Origin of the sequence: Actinacidiphila epipremni (assembly GCF_012034175.1) — a bacterium.
Taxonomy (GTDB): domain Bacteria; phylum Actinomycetota; class Actinomycetes; order Streptomycetales; family Streptomycetaceae; genus Actinacidiphila; species Actinacidiphila epipremni.
This window is the reverse complement of record NZ_JAATEJ010000013.1, coordinates 38,592-52,938: the sequence shown is the minus strand read 5'-3', so window position 1 is coordinate 52,938 and position 14,347 is coordinate 38,592. Positions and strand designations below refer to the sequence as shown.

The 14,347-nt window shown below is 74.9% G+C and carries 12 protein-coding genes; 1 reads left to right on the top strand and 11 read right to left on the bottom strand.

Annotated elements, in window-relative coordinates; translation table 11 throughout:
* Positions 1-12: 12 nt before the first annotated feature.
* The 8 genes from HCN08_RS17565 to HCN08_RS17530 all read right to left on the bottom strand — a co-directional run bounded on the left by HCN08_RS17565 (position 13) and on the right by HCN08_RS17530 (position 8,897).
* Positions 13-510 (bottom strand): flavin reductase family protein, encoded by a 498-nt coding sequence (locus HCN08_RS17565; protein WP_167984058.1) that lies wholly within the window; start codon positions 508-510, stop codon positions 13-15.
* Positions 507-1,604, bottom strand: a complete 1,098-nt coding sequence (locus tag HCN08_RS17560) for an alpha/beta fold hydrolase (protein WP_167984057.1) — start codon at positions 1,602-1,604, stop codon at positions 507-509. Before HCN08_RS17560 ends, HCN08_RS17565 begins: the two co-directional genes overlap by 4 nt.
* The gene (locus HCN08_RS17555) at positions 1,601-2,518 is read right to left on the bottom strand and encodes a 2-oxo acid dehydrogenase subunit E2 (RefSeq protein ID WP_167984056.1); all 918 of its coding nucleotides are present in this window, start codon (positions 2,516-2,518) and stop codon (positions 1,601-1,603) included. Before HCN08_RS17555 ends, HCN08_RS17560 begins: the two co-directional genes overlap by 4 nt.
* On the bottom strand, positions 2,515-2,742 hold the full coding sequence (locus HCN08_RS17550; RefSeq protein ID WP_167984055.1) for an acyl carrier protein: 228 nt from the start codon (positions 2,740-2,742) through the stop codon (positions 2,515-2,517). The genes HCN08_RS17555 and HCN08_RS17550 overlap by 4 nt, the downstream gene beginning before the upstream one ends.
* On the bottom strand, positions 2,739-4,715 hold the full coding sequence (locus tag HCN08_RS17545) for an HAD-IIIC family phosphatase (RefSeq protein ID WP_322974506.1): 1,977 nt from the start codon (positions 4,713-4,715) through the stop codon (positions 2,739-2,741). Before HCN08_RS17545 ends, HCN08_RS17550 begins: the two co-directional genes overlap by 4 nt.
* Positions 4,712-5,749 carry a 3-oxoacyl-ACP synthase III family protein gene (locus tag HCN08_RS17540; protein WP_167984054.1) on the bottom strand — a complete coding sequence of 346 codons (1,038 nt, stop codon included), beginning with the start codon at positions 5,747-5,749 and terminating at the stop codon, positions 4,712-4,714. Before HCN08_RS17540 ends, HCN08_RS17545 begins: the two co-directional genes overlap by 4 nt.
* Positions 5,750-5,803: 54 nt before the next feature.
* A complete protein-coding gene (locus HCN08_RS17535; RefSeq protein WP_167984053.1) occupies positions 5,804-6,211 on the bottom strand; it encodes an allene oxide cyclase barrel-like domain-containing protein in 408 nt (135 codons plus the stop codon).
* Between the two features lie 103 nt (positions 6,212-6,314).
* Positions 6,315-8,897, bottom strand: a complete 2,583-nt coding sequence (locus tag HCN08_RS17530; protein WP_322974505.1) for an RHS repeat protein — start codon at positions 8,895-8,897, stop codon at positions 6,315-6,317.
* Between the two features lie 260 nt (positions 8,898-9,157).
* Here HCN08_RS17530 and HCN08_RS17525 point away from each other — a divergent pair, with 260 nt between their 5' ends.
* Positions 9,158-11,860 (top strand): helix-turn-helix transcriptional regulator, encoded by a 2,703-nt coding sequence (locus HCN08_RS17525; RefSeq protein WP_167984052.1) that lies wholly within the window; start codon positions 9,158-9,160, stop codon positions 11,858-11,860.
* Between the two features lie 80 nt (positions 11,861-11,940).
* Here HCN08_RS17525 and HCN08_RS17520 read toward each other — a convergent pair whose 3' ends face one another.
* The 3 genes from HCN08_RS17520 to HCN08_RS17510 all read right to left on the bottom strand — a co-directional run bounded on the left by HCN08_RS17520 (position 11,941) and on the right by HCN08_RS17510 (position 14,221).
* On the bottom strand, positions 11,941-12,708 hold the full coding sequence (locus HCN08_RS17520; RefSeq protein ID WP_167984051.1) for a thioesterase II family protein: 768 nt from the start codon (positions 12,706-12,708) through the stop codon (positions 11,941-11,943).
* 2 nt (positions 12,709-12,710) lie between these two features.
* A complete protein-coding gene (locus HCN08_RS17515; protein WP_167984050.1) occupies positions 12,711-13,484 on the bottom strand; it encodes an AfsR/SARP family transcriptional regulator in 774 nt (257 codons plus the stop codon).
* Positions 13,485-13,684: 200 nt separating this feature from the next.
* Entirely contained in the window at positions 13,685-14,221 is a 537-nt protein-coding gene (locus HCN08_RS17510) for a DUF1697 domain-containing protein (RefSeq protein ID WP_167984136.1), read from the bottom strand.
* Between the last annotated feature and the right edge of the window lie 126 nt (positions 14,222-14,347).

The following is a 14,347-nucleotide window of genomic DNA, read 5'->3' as shown; positions in this document are numbered from 1 at the left end:
GCGCCCGCCGGGTCAGCGGCTGAAACCGCCGAACGTACCGCGGTAGAAGAGCAGCGGCTCGCCGTCGGCGATCGCGTCCAGGGCGCGCACCCGGGCCACGACGATCGTATGGTCGCCGGCCGGGTGCTCGGCCTCCACCGTGCACTCCAGCCACGCCAGTGACCCCTCCAGCACCGGCGCGCCGCCCGGCGAGGAGATCCAGGGCAGGCCGTGGAACTTGTCCGTGCCGGACGCCGCGAGCCGGTCGGCCGCCGCGCGCTGCTGCGCGCCCAGGATGCTGATCGCCAGCAGCCCGGCGCCCCGCATCAGCGGCCAACTGCCGCTGGTGTGCGCGACGCAGAAGGACACCAGCGCCGGCTCCAGCGACACCGAGCAGAACGAGTTCGCCACCAGCCCCGCCCGCGTCCCGTCCGCCGGGTCGGCCGCGGCCACCGCGACCACACCCGTGGCGAACCGGCCCAGTACATTGCGCAGACATCGCGTGCCGCCCTCCAGCAGCGCCTCGCTCATGCGACCCGCGCCCGGTCGGCGCCGTACCGCAGCTTCGCGAACTCCCGCGTCAGCGCGGTGCGTTCGGCCCGGTAGCCGCCCGCGATCCGCAGCACCGACAGCAGCGTCCACAGCCGGGTCTGCGCGAAGTGCGACGGCGAGCCGTGCACGTCGTCGTGCGCCAGCAGCCGTATGCCGCGCACGTGCTCACGCAGCAGCCGGGCGTCGCCGGGCGGGATGATCTCGTCGCGCAGGCTCGTCACATGCGCCACCGGCACGCGCAGCGCGGCCAGTTCCGCGGGCGTCAGCGCCCAGTCGCGGATCAGGTCGTAGACCTTCTCCGGGGTGCTGCCGGTCAGATGGGCCAGCGTGTCGGTGGTGATCCGCGGGACGCGCGGCTGCCACCCGGTGTCGGTGAAGAAGTCCCGCACCGGCAGCCCCGCGCCCACCACGCCCTTGATCCGGTCGTCGCGCAGCGCCGCCTTCAGCGCCAGGTGCCCGCTGAAGCTCAGCGCGAGCAGATACGTACGCGACACGTCCGCGCGGGCCGCGACCGCGTCCAGCAGCGCCGGGAACATCGCGGGCGCGTCCGCGTCGTACGGCAGCGTGTTCTCGCCGACGCCCGGCATCTCGGTGACGACGCCCGCGAAGCCGAACGCGTCCAGCTGCGGCAGCACCGCCGCCCACTGCTCCTTGATCGACACGATCCCGCCGGTCATCACCAGCAGGGGCCGCTTCTGCGCGGTGTCCAGGCCCACCGTCCAGCAGCGCACCCGCCCGCCGGGCAGCTCCACGTCGAGCCGCCCGATCGACGGGAAGGCCGCCGTCCGCCAGGCGTCGAAGGCCGCCGTACACCGCTCCAGCGCCGCCTGCCGCGGCGCGCCGTCCACGAACGGGAAGCGGGCCATGTTGTAGTGCACGCTCGCCTCCAGCGGCTTGCCCTGCGCCGCCAGCAGGTCCGCCGCCCGCGTCCACTCCGCCACCCACGAGCCGGGGCCGCCGCCGGGGTCGTCGTGGGCGACGCGGTCCAGGATCGGGTCGTAGTGCTCGGGCGGCAGTCCTTGCGAACTGGTGTGCGCCACCACGAAGTTCTTCAGCTCTGCGATGTCGCTCATGCGTCTCCCACGTTCCCCACGTTCCCCACGTCCCCCACGTTCCGTACGTCTCCCACGCTTTCCAGTGCCTCCTTGACCTCGGTCAGGACGTCCGCGGCCTCGGCGCCGTCGATCACCCGGTGGTCGAAGCTCATGCTCAGCCGCATCACCGGCGCGACCGCCAGCCGCCCGTCGCGCACCACCGCCCGGTCGGCGACCCGGCCCACGCCGAAGGTCAGCGTCGTGCCGCCCACCGAGTGGAAGGAGTCCACCGCCCGGTGGCCCAGCGACGTCACCGCGAAGGTGCCCGTCAGCCTCGGCCGCAGCTCCAGGTTCGCCGCGACCTCGCGGAACCTCAGCCGCGCCTCCTGCGCCGGGCCCTCGTGCACCGCCCGGATGCCGGCGAATTCGGGTGCCGTCTGCGGATCGCTGTCCCGGGCGTGCTCGATGTGCCGCTGGATGTCGGCGAGTTCGGCCTGCTGCAGATCGGGGACGACGGTGCCGAGCACCACCCGCTGGCCGTCCAGTGTGGCGTCCAGCGTGAGCTTGCCGGCCACCGTGTCGTAGCGGGCGATCCGCAGGTCCCACGGCGGGCCCTGCACCGCCGCGTTGGCGTCCGGGTGCCCGGCCAGCACCCGGCCGGCCGCGTGCAGGACGTAGGCGGTCGTGGAGTAGTGCACGCCGGCCGACTCCCGGGCGGCGGCGCGGTGCGCGCGGACCGCGCTCATGTCGACCTCGGTGTCCAGGAAGACCGGGGCGAAGTCCCGTACGACCTCCAGGAAGAACTGCGTGTGCCGGCGCCGGCGCGGCAGCGGCTCACCGGCGGCCCCCGGCACGTTCGCGGTGTCCGGCACGTTCGCGGTGTCCGGTGCATCCACGGTGTCCGGCCTGTTCGCGGTGTCCGGTGCGCCCACCTCCGCCTCCGGCACGCTCATGAGCCGGTCGCCAGCCGGTAGACGGCCTCCAGCGAGGGCGCCTCCAGCACCTCCGACAGGGCCAGCGGCCGGCCGGTCTCGCGTTCCAGCACCGTGCACAGCGACAGCAGGTGCACCGAGTCCCAGGACGGGACCGCGTCGAAGCCCTGCCGGACCTGCTCGGGCGTGACGGACAGGGCGAGTTCGTCGCGCAGCAGCACCACGAAGTCGTCGATGGAATTCATGCGGTCTCGTTCCCTTCCGGCGCCGGCCGCAGCCGCGCGGTCAGACGGATGTGCGCGGGCGGCGGCGGCACGTCCGCGAGGTCGTGCTCGAAGACCGCCTCCGCCGGGCCGGCCTGCTCGCCGCCGGGGCCGTCGCCCGGCTCGCCGTCCCGGCCGGCCACCGGCACGAAGCCCGAACGGAGGTAGAAATCGGCGACCTTGCCGTTCTTCGCGCTCGGCACATAGCGGCCGACGACCCGGCGCGCACCGGTGGCGCGGGCGTCGGCGAGCACGGTCGCGAGCGCGGCCTGCTCGATGCCGCGGGAGAACACCCGGCAGCTGAGCAGGAAGTTGTCCACGTGCACGGTGTCCCCGGCCCGCCGCAGCAGCACCGCGCCGACCAGCCCGTTGTCGCCGAACCGGTCGGCGGAGGCGATCGTGAGCACCTGCGCGTCCGGTGACTGCGCCAGCGCCTCGACGTCCGCCGGCTGCAACCGCTGCGTGGTGAGGTTGAACTGGTTGGTGCGCAGGGTGATCTGCGAGACCCGGGGGATCTGCTCGGCCGCCGCGGGCGCCAGCGTCACCGAGACGCCGAGCTCGCGCAGATAGCCCTCCAGCGAGTCGAAGGTGTCCAGGAAGTCCTGCCGGGCCCGCTCCTCCTTGTAGCGCTCGGGCCGCGCCCGGTCCTCGGCGGTCAGCTCCCGTACGTCGAACCAGCCGTCGCGCAGCAGGTCCTCGACGTGCCGGGCCGGCTCCTCGCCCACCGCCACCACCGCGACGCCCGGCAACTCGCGCCGCACCAGGCCGCGTTCGAAGGAGCTGTCGTCGACGAAGACCACGCTGTCCACCGACAGGTTCAGCTCGCGGGCGATCGCCGCCAGATTCTCGTGCTTGGGCGCCCAGTTGGCCCGCACCTGGAGGAAGTCCTCGTCGCGCACGGCCAGTCCGGGGTGCTCGCGCAGCACCTTCAGCACCGGCTCCAGGTCGTTCTTGCTCACCACGGCCGGCAGCACGCCCTGCGCCGCCAGTTGGCGCACGACCTTCTGGAAGCGCTGGAATGCCTCGCCGCGGTAGCCCTCGGACACCTCGATGCCCTCCGGCCCGACCTCGCCGAGCACCCCGCCCCACAGCGTGCCGTCCAGGTCCAGCGCCAGCACCTTCTTGCCACCGCCGGCCGCCTGCCGCAGCAGGTGCCCGACCTCGCGGGCGTAACCGGCGAGCAGCTCCGCCGACAGATGCGCCTTGGCGTACACGCTCTGCCGTACGTCCCGGGCCGGCAGCCCCGCCGCGAGCAGCGGGTCGAGGTCGACGGTGACCACCTGCGACCACCGCTCCGGCAGCCGCAGCAGCCGGACGTTGGCCTCCCGCCACAGCACGCCCAGCCGGGCGCGCGAGCGCAGGTCCACCAACTGCGCGGTCAACTCCCGCGGCAGCGGCAGGGTGTTGAGGACGAGCGTGCCGCCCGGCGCGGCCTGCGCGAAGACCTCGGCGGCCCGCTCGACCAGCGCCAGCTTGGCGGCGAGGACGCGCTCGGCGTCCGCCACGCTCCACGGCACGGGCAGTTCGCCCGCGACGACCTCCGCGTCCAGCACGCACAGCGCGAACTGCGGGCGGGCGGCGTAGAGATCGCTGTCCGGGGTGAGCAGGTCGAAGACCCAGCTGTCGAAGTCCGACAGCTCCACGCGGGCGAGCAGCCCGTGCCGCGCGGCCTGCGCGACGAGCGCCGGCCGCAGCGCGGAGAGCGTGCCGTGCCCGGTCACCGCGATCCCCGGCGCCGGCGTGCCGGGATGCGCGGCGAGGACCTGCTGCGGATCCAGCCGGGCCAGCAGGTTCCCGGCGCGCAGCACGGCCGCGTCGTCCAGTTCGGCCAGCAGTTCACGCACCCGCGGGTAATGGGCGGCGAGTTCGCCCGCCTCGTGCAACTCCACCAGCCGCGCCCAGGCGTCGGCCGGCGCGGACGGCGGCTCCTGGCGCCGCACGGCCTCCTGCGTCACGGCGCACTCCCCTCAAGCGCGAAACCGGACTTGATCCACTTGCTGGACTCGATCGAGATGCCCAGCGCCCGCCGCCCCGGGCCCAACTCAGCCAGGGCGCGCTCCAGTTGCAGGAAGACGATGGCGTTGCCGCAGTTGCCCGCCTCGTCGACGACCGACACGTCGCGCGCCTGCGGCAGCCCGAGCCGCTTGCTGATGAGCGCGGTCATCCGCCCCGACAGCTGCGGCGGCAGCAGCAGCGCGACGTCCTCGGGGCGCCACCCGGCGTCGTCCAGCAGCTCGTGCAGCACCTCCTGCGACATCCGCGGCACGTGCTCCTCGATCGCCTTGTAGTCCTCGGTCGCGGCCGGCCGGTCGCTGCCGCGGTCCAGCGGGCCGTACCACTCCAGTACGGCCCCCGGCTCGCGGCCGAGGCCCACCAGCCGGGTGAACAGCGACCGGACCGTGGCCGCGCCCGGCGCGGGGTCGGCGGACAGCACGGCAGCGCCCGCCGCGTCGCCGAACAGCACGAAGCTGACCAGCTCGGCGGGCGCCGCCTTGCGCAGGTCCTTGGTCACGTCGTAGAAGCGGGCGATGACGTCGCCGCCCAGCACCAGCACCCGCCGTGCGGTGCCGGCGAGCACCAACTGCCGTGCCAGGTCCAGCGCCTGGACCGCGCCCGAGCAGCCGGACTGGAGCTGGAAGGTGCGGACCTGGTCGATGCCGAGCCGGTCGGCGACGATGTTGACGGTGGCCGGCATCAGCCGGTCCGGGGTCGCGGTGCCCAGCACCACCGCGTCCACGTCCTGCGCGGCGAGCCCCGCGGCCTTCAGCGCCCGGCGCCCCGCCTCCTCCGCGAGGTCGGCGAGGCTGCCGGTGACCGTACCGGTCGCCAGGTCCAGGGCCAGGTGCCGCGACCGGGTGCCGATGAACGCGTCGACCCACTGCTCCCACAGCGCGTCCATGCCGAACCGCCGGCCCAGGGCCGCGTTGTCCACCGGCGGCCCGGGCAGCGCCGACGCGGCCGACAGAATGTGCACGTCCCGCTGGGACATGTGCCGTTCCTCTCTCGAAGCCTCGGGAACCGTGGCCGCATGCCGCGGCCGTGGTCAGTCGGCGAGCAGGATCCGCGCCTCGGCGGACGCCCGCACCCCGGTCATCCGCCAGGAGCGGAAGCCGGTCAGGCCCTCGTAACGGCCGCTGGTGCCGACGGCGGGGTAGAAGACCCACTTGCTGGTCTTCACGTCGTTGAAGTCCGCCCAGCCCTCGGCGTGGATGGTGCCGTCCTCCAGCGTGATGTCCTCGGAGTACCAGCTGAGCAGGCCGTTGTCGCCGGGGCGTATGTAGCGGATGGTGAAGGTGCCGTGGGCGGTGCCGATCAGCTTGCCGCCCTCGTCGTACAGCTCGTCGTCGAAGGTGCCGCCCTGCCCGATCTGCGGGTCCGCGAGGTTCGTCACGTCGTCGACGACCTTGACGACGATCTCCTTGGGCACGCGCAGGGTGATCTGGTCAGCCACGGTGGGTCCTTTCCTGGTCGCGGGATCGCGGGGTCGCGGGGTCTCGTGTGCTGCGGTGGGGGTGCGAGGGGTGCTGCGGTGGGGGGATCGGGGCGTGGGGGGATCAGTCGGTGTGCGGGTCGCGCCGCGGGGTCGGCCCGGCGATCAGCGGCTGCCGGTCGGGCAGCACACCGGGGCCGGTCACGTCGAAGACGGGGCCGCCGGCGGGCGTGGCCGGCGCGGGCGGCCGGGGGAAGAAGCCCTCCCGGCCGTCGCCGGTGGCGAGCACCGTCCACAGGCCGTGCCGGGTCCACGTACCGGAGTTGACGGGGTCGTTGTCGCTGAAGGTGTAGGGCGCGTAGTTGCGCCGCGTCGGGTCGGGCTGCGTGAAGCGGCCCCAGTAGCCGTTGTAGAAGTGGTGGTCCAGCAGGTGGGCGCTGCGCAGCAGTTGGTAGCCGCCCCGGTAGCGGAACGGGTTCGCCGCGGCGGCGTCGCCGGACGGTGTCACGGCGCCGTGCGGGGTGTGGCGGTAGCGGGCGGCGACCGTGCCGTCCTCGTCCAGCAGCGCCAGCACCGAGCCCTGCTGGTCGGTGACCGCCCAGTAGTGCCGGCCCTCGGCGGTGAGCACCGCCAGCAGCGTGCCGTCGGGGGCGCGTACCACCTCGGTGGGCACCCCGTCGTCGAGGACCCGCACGATGCCGAGCGGGGAGTAGGTCAGCACATGGGTGACGGTGCGGCCGTCCAGCGCGGTCTCGGTGATCCGCCGCGGCTGCTCCTGGCCGAGCGCGTCGTAGCGCATGTCGGCCACCAACTGCCCGCCGAAGACGCCGGTGAGCGTCTGGTTGGTGGGGCTGTAGCTGAACGAGCCGGTCGGGTTGACCTCGTCGGTGAAGTTCCCGGCGCCGTCGTAGCCGAACTCGGTCTGCCCGAACCGCACCACCTGGCCGGCGTCGTTGAGGGTGAAGCCGACCTCGCCGAGCCGCACGATGTGGTGGGCGGCGTCGTAGGCGTACGTGACGTCGCCGGCGCGGGCGAGCCGCTTCAGGGCGTCGTAGCCGTACGCCGTGGTCTCGCCGTCGACCGTCGCCGTACGCAGCACGTCGGTGTCGGTGCCGTCCGGCGCGGCGTAGCCATAGGCCGCGCGGAAGAGCTCCGCACCGTCCGCGCCGCGCACCACCAGGGAGGTGCGGCGGCCCGCCGCGTCGTGGTCGATCTCCTGCACCGCGCCGCCCACGTCGAGCCGGGTAAGCCGGCCCGCGGCGTCGTGGGCGAACCGCACGGCGCGCCCGGAGGGGCCCGTGACGGACTCCAGGGCGCCCGCGGCGTCGTAGGCGTACCGGGTCGTGCCGCCCGCCGTGGTGAGCGACAGCGGCGCGCCCGAGGCGTCGTACGCCAGCCGCACCTCCTCGCGCGCGGCGCCCTCGGTGCGTACCGCGGTCGCCAGCCGGCTGCCGGCGGCGGTGCGCACCCACGTGAAGTCGTAGCGCCAGCCCGCGGCGGCCTTGCGCACCACCCGGCCCAGCCCGTCGTACGCGAGGCTCAGCAGCACCTGTCCCGCGTCCTCGTCGGTCACCTCGGTGAGCCGGCCGGCCGCGTCGTGCCGGTAGCCGGTGCGGCGCCCGGCGCCGTCGGTCACGGCGGTGACGCGGGACAGCGCGTCGTAGGCGTAGGAGGTGCGGCCGAGCGGCGCGGGCGGGGTGACGGTGGTGAGCCGGCCCGCGCCGTCGTAACCGAAGGACGTGGTACGGCCGTTGCCGTCGGTGAGGGCGGCCGGCCGGCCGCTGCCGGGGTCGTAGGCGCGGGTGTCGAGCGGGGTCTCGCGGCCGGGCGCCGCGGTGCGCACCAGCCGGCCGCGCTCGTCGTAGGCCAGCAGCAGGGCGCTGCCCGCCGGGTCGTGCAGCGCGGTGGGCAGCGCGGGGTGGGCGGGGTCGTCGTAGCGCGCGGTGGAGCGCGCCGACGTCGGGAGCGTCAGCGCGGTGAGCCGGCCCTGCGCGTCGCGCGTGAAGCGGACGGTGTGGCCGGTGGCGTCGGTGACGGACGCCGGCTGGCCGTGCTCGTCCCACGTCCAGCGGCGCACGCCGCCCGCCGGGCCGGTCACCGCCAGCGGCCGGCCCTCCGCGTCGGACTCGTGGACCGTGACCCGGCCCAGCGGGTCCGTCACCGTGGTGCGGCCCGGCGCGTAGCCGAAACCGACCGCCGCGCGGCCCCCGAGGCCCTGCCAGGCGACCTCCGCGACCGCGCCCGACGCGGTGTAGCGCACCTCCACCGGGCCGCCCTCGGGCGGCACGACCGCCGCCAGCCGGCCCCCCTCGTCCCACCGGTAGCCGGTGACGTGGCCGGTGGCGTCGGTGTGCCGGGCGAGCGTGCCGTCCACGTCGTAGGCGTAGCGGGCCGCGGGCAGCTCCAGCGGGTCCAGCAGCGCGACGACTAGGCCGTCCTCGTCCCGCAGCGCCTCCGACCCGGCCCCGCCGGCTCCTCGCAGCGCCCAGCCCGGCCCGAACCCCGGCTCGCCTTCTGGGGACTTGCCGCTCGCCCGGTATTCGCGCACCACCCGCACCTCGCGGCCGGGAGCGCCGCCCACGAACAGGTCCTGCGCCCGGAACACCAACTCACCGGTGGCCAGGACGACATGCAGCCGCTGCCCGTCGCCGACGGGGAAACGCCACACCGCGGCGTCGGTCACGGGGTCGGAAGGGGACAGGCTCACGGGCGGGCTCCTCGTTCCGGTCGGCGGAACGCCAGCCTCACCCGGCCCTCTAAAGCTGGCCTAAGGGCTCCGGTCGGCCCTTTCCGGCCGCCTCCCATACCCTGTCTGCCATGAAAGGCGTATGAAGCTGCTGTTACGTGCTGCCCTGTGCGGAACCTGTTACGTACTCTTGGGCGAGTCGAAGCGTTCCCGTGCGCCGTCTCGGGTCCTCGTACCCTGAAGACCGCGCGCAGCGGGACGGGGGGAAGGAGACCGCTGCGTTGGCCACCACCACGACCCGAATACGATCTTCCGCGCCGTTCACCGTCCGGGACGGCGAACTCCACCGCCTGCTCGCCGTGTTGGAGCAGGCCGCGGCGTGCCGGGGCGGCTTCGCCGAGGTCGGTGGCGACCCGGGCACCGGCAAGTCCCGGCTGCTGACCGCCCTTTCGCAGCAGGCCCGCGACCGCGGGGTGACCGTGCTGCGCGGCACCTGCGCCGAGGCGACCGCGCACCTGCCCTTCCAGCCGCTCATCGAGGCGTTCGGCAACTGGACCGACGACGCCCCGCAGGCCCTCCCCGAGCTGATCCGCGCGCTCGCCACCCCGCCCGACGGCACCGAGCCCGCCCAATTCACCAGCCGCTGCCGCTTCTTCGCCGAACTGCGCAAGCTGCTCAGTGCATGCGTCGCCACCACCGGCGGCGGCCTGCTGCTCGTCCTCGACGACGCCCACTGGGCCGACCTCGGCACCGTCGAGCTCCTCGACATGCTGGTGCGCTGGCCGCTCACCGGCCAGCCCGCGGTCGTGGTCGCGCACCGCCCCCGGCAGAGCCCCGCGGAACTGCGCGCCGTCCTGGAACGCGGCGCCGAACTCGCCGCCGTCGACGTCGTCCGGCTTGACCCGCTGACCCTCTCGCAGAGCGCCGCGGTGCTCCAATGGGCGGGCGGCGTCGATGAGTTGGCGGCCCTGCACCGCCGGGCCGAGGGCAACCCCCTCTACCTGGGCACCCTCGCCGAGACCGCCCGGCTCGGCGGCCACGACGGCCCGTTCGCCGGCGCCCCGCCCACCCTGACTGCCCGGCTGTTCACCGAGACCGCCCGGCTGAACGCCACCGAACGCGCCGTCCTGCACGCCGCCGCCGTCCTCGGCGACCCCTTCGACGTCGACGGCGTCGCCGAGGTCGCCGGCGTCGACCGCGACGACGCCTGCCGCGCCATCGGCCGACTGCGTGCCCGCGACCTCGTCCGCAACGGCGCGGAACCCGGCCAACTCGTCTTCCGGCACCCGCTGCTGCGCCGCGGCCTGTACGCCGAGGCCGACGGCTGCTGGCGCGGCACCGCCCACCGCAGGGCCGCCGTGCGGCTCGCCGCGGCCGGCGCGCAGCCCCTCGAACTCGCCCCGCACATCGAACGCGCCGGCGCCGGTGTCTCCGACGCCGAGGCCGACGTCCTGGCCGGCGCCGCCCGCGCCGCCCTGCACCTCGGGCGCCCCGCCGAGGCCGCGCACTGGCTGTCGGTGACGCTGCGGCTCGCCGGCCCCGCCGCGCCCGCCCTGCGCGGGCTGTGGCGCTCGGTGGTACGGGCGCTGGCCGCGCAGGGCGCCGCCGACCGGGTCCGGGCGGTGAGCCGGGCCTACCTCGGCGTGCCCGGCCAGGGGTGCGGCGCGCCGTGCGCCGACGTCGCCTTCCTGGCCACCGTGCACGCCGGCCTCGGCCGCCCCGAGGAGGCCCGCGACCTGATCGCGGGCCACCTCGTACGGCTGCCGCCCGACGCCGACCCGGACGAGGAGGCGCTGCTCCAGCTGCACATGCAGCTCGTGCAGGTCATCGGCGGCTCCCTGCCGACCCGCTCCGACGTCGAGGCGCTCATGCGCGGCACCCGGCACGCCGACCCTGTCACCTCCGCGGGCGCGCTCGCGCTGCAAGGGCTGTGCGCCGTCCTCACCGGCGACACCTGCGCCGCCGAGGTCCGGCTGGGCGCCGCCGCGGAGATCCTCGACGGCGTCGAGGGCGTCCCCGCCCCGCACCTGGCCGAGCATCTGCTCGTCCTCGGCTGGGCCGAGGCCCTGATGGGCTGGCACGGCGCGTCCCTCGGCCACGTCGAGCGGGCCGTGCCCGCGGTGCGGGAGAACCGCGACACGCACCTGCTGGCGCCGCTGCTCAACACCCTGGCCTACGCCCACTACCAGTCCGGGCGGATGGCCGACGCCCTCGACGCCGCCCAGGAGGCCCGCAGCACCGGCCGGGCCGTCGGCCGCGCCGACCAGGTCGGCCTCGCCGAGGCCGTCATCTCCGCCGCCCTGGCCCAGCTCGGCGGCAGCGCCGCCCGCCGCCGCGCCGGCACCGGGCCGACCCCCGAGGTGCCGCGCACCCCGCTGAACTCGCTGCTGCACGCCGAGGCCGCGCTGGCCTGCGGCGACGGGGCGAGCGCGCTCGCGCTGCTGGCGCCGACGGGGGCGGCCTGGCGGGTCTCCGAGCCGGTCCCGGTGCTCGCCGCACGCGGCTACGAACTCCTCGCCGCCGCCGCGCTGCTCAGCGGCGCGCAGGACGCCGACATCGAGGAGTGGGTCGGCCACGCCGGCGAGTCCGCCGCCAGCACCGGCCTGCCCGAGCAGAGCGGCCACGCCCTGCTGGCCCGCGGCCATCTGCTGACCCACCGCCGCCGGCACGACACCGCGGCCCGTACGTACGAGGACGCCGTCGACCTGCTCGGCGCCGACACCCCGGCCGGCGTCCGGGCCCGCCAACTGGCCCGCACCGCCCGCGCCGAGGCCGGCCGGGACGGCGCCGGCACGCTGCTGGCCGACCTCACCTCGCGCGAACGCGAGGTCGCCGGGCTCGCCGGGCAGGGCTTCAAGACCAAGGACGTCGCCGAGCGGCTGCACATCAGCCCGCGCACGGTGGACGTCCATCTGGCGCGTATCTACACCAAGTTGGGGGTGGACTCCAAGGCCGCGCTGGTACGGCTGATGGCGGCGGGCTGACCCGGCGCCGGGCCCGGCACCGTGGCGGCGGGCTGCCCGCGGTCGCGGCGCTGCGCGCGGCCCTTCTGGCGGTGGCGGCGTCACACCCGGGCGGCCGGCAGGCGCGAGGCGACCAGTTGCGCCACGGCCGCCCAGTGGTCGGCGAGGAAGAAGTGCCCGCCGGGGAAGACCCGCAGGTCGAAGGGGCCCGTGGTGTGCTGCCGCCACGCCGAGACGTCGGCGAGCGACGCCTCGGAGTCGCTGTCGCCGGTCAGCGCCACGACCGGACAGGAGAGCGGCGCGCCGGGCGTGCCCGTATAGGCGGCGACCGCGCGGTAGTCGGCCCGCAGCGCCGGCAGGATCAGCTCCTGCACGTCCGCGTCGTCCAGCAGCCGGGCGGCCGTACCGCCGAGCCTACGTACCTTGTCCAGCAGCGCCCGGTCGTCGCGGAAGGACTCCGCGGTGCGCCGCGGGCGCGAGGGGGCCCGGCGCCCGGAGACGAACAGCACCCGCGGCCCGGCGCCGCCCAGCAGCGCGGCCGTCTCGTACGCCACCGACGCGCCCATGCTGTGCCCGAGGAACGCCCAGGGCGCCTCGGCCCCGCCCACGCTGTCCCGCAGCACGTCGGCGACCCGCGCCGCCAGCGCGTGCAGGTCCTCCACGGCGGGCTCCCGGTGCCGGTCCTGCCGGCCCGGATACTGCACGGCCAGCACCTCCACCCGGCCCGGCAGCGCATCGGCGAGCGGCTGCCAGTAACCGGCGGCGCCGCCCGCGTGCGCGAAGCACACCAGCCGCGCGGTGGCGCCGGGACCCGCGGGCCGCAGCGTCCGCAGCCAGCCGGCGCCCGCCCGTACCGTGGGCCCGGTCACCGTCAGCCCGCCAGCGACAGGTCGAGGTAGCGGTCCGAGGTCAGGATCGCCTGGTGCATCCGGCGCAGCGAGCGGCACGGCTCAAGGCCCAGCTCACTGCGCAGCACCCGCTGCGCCGACCGGTAGACCTGCAACGCCTCGGCCTGCCGCTCCGAGCGGTAGAGCACCAGCATCAACTGCCGGTAGAAGGACTCGCGCAGCGGATACTGCGCCGTCAGCGACGACAGCAGGCTGATCACCTCGCGGTGCCGGCCCAGCGCGATCCGCGCCTCCACCAGCAGTTCCAGGCACGCCAGCCGTTCCTCCTCGACCCAGGTCGCGAACGCCGCCAGCGCCGTGCCCTCCGCCGTGCCGGCCAGCACCGGCCCGCGCACCAGCGCGAGGGCGAGGTCGAACTCCGCGGCGGCCCGCTCGTGCCGCCCGGCGTGCAGATGCTCCCGGCCGACCCGCACGGCCGCCTGGAAGTCGTCGACGTCCAACTCGGCGCCGCCGCGCCGCAATAGGTAGCCCGCGGGGGTCGTGACGATGGCCCGTCCCTCGCTGTCCCCGGCCGAGACCAGGAACTTGCGCAACTGCGAGATGTACACATGGACGGCCGCCGCCGCCCGCCGCGGCGGCCTCGCCCCCCACAACTCCGTGATCAGGTGGTCCTTGGTGACGCTCTGCCCCGCGCTGGTGAGCAGCAGGGCGAGCAGGGTCTCCATCTTCGGCGCGCTGAGGGTGAAGTGGTCCTGGCCGTTCGCCACCCGTAGCGGACCCAGTAGCTCGTAACGCATCGACACCTCATGCGATAGGGGAACAGTCTTGCGGTCGTGCTCCGCTCTCACAGTCCCCGGACGGGCGGCGTCCGCGCATCAGTGGAATTACGTACGTGGTGGCGATTGGCTGATTACGGACTACTTATCCGGGGCCCCCAGGGGCTATCGCCCACCGACCTGCCGCCCACCGCCTACCTCCTGCCGCACGGCCCTGCTGCTCAACTGCCGCTCAGCTCAAGGAGCTTGGTCACCGTGTTCCAGTTGCGGGCGGTGGCGGCCACGCCCAGCCGCCGGTCGGTGAGCTGCGCGGCGAGCTTGGAGTTGCGGATGGAGTCGGGGAAGTGGGCGTAGATCTCCCGCTCGCCGGCCCGGAAGTCGTCCGGGGCGTACGCGATCCGGTCGATTCCCGCGAGGCGGTCCAGGGGCGCCGGGCCGGCGAGGAAGACCACCAGGAAGCGCGAGCCGTCGACACCGGTCATGTCGAAGGGGTTGCCCTCCACCACCCGCCGCAGATCCCGGGCCGTACGCACCATGCACGTCACGTCCAGGCCCAACTCCGCGGCCAGCGCCCGGTGCAGGCCCTCCGCCAGCACGTCCGGGTCCTCCTCGCCGTGCGAGAGCACCGCGTTGCCGCTCTGCAGATGCGTGCGCACATCGCTCGCGCCGAGACCGGCCAGCAGGTCGCGCAGCGTCTGCATCGGGACCTTCGCCCGGCCCCCGACGTTGATCCCGCGCAGCAGCGCCACGTACCTCATGGTGGTCACGCCCATACGGTAGCGGGACGGCCCGCTGCCCGGAGAACACCCTCCATGTCCCTCGTTCGGGTAACGCCTGCATGCCGGAACGGTTCGGCAGGGCAACCGCTGGCTACCTTCGCGGCC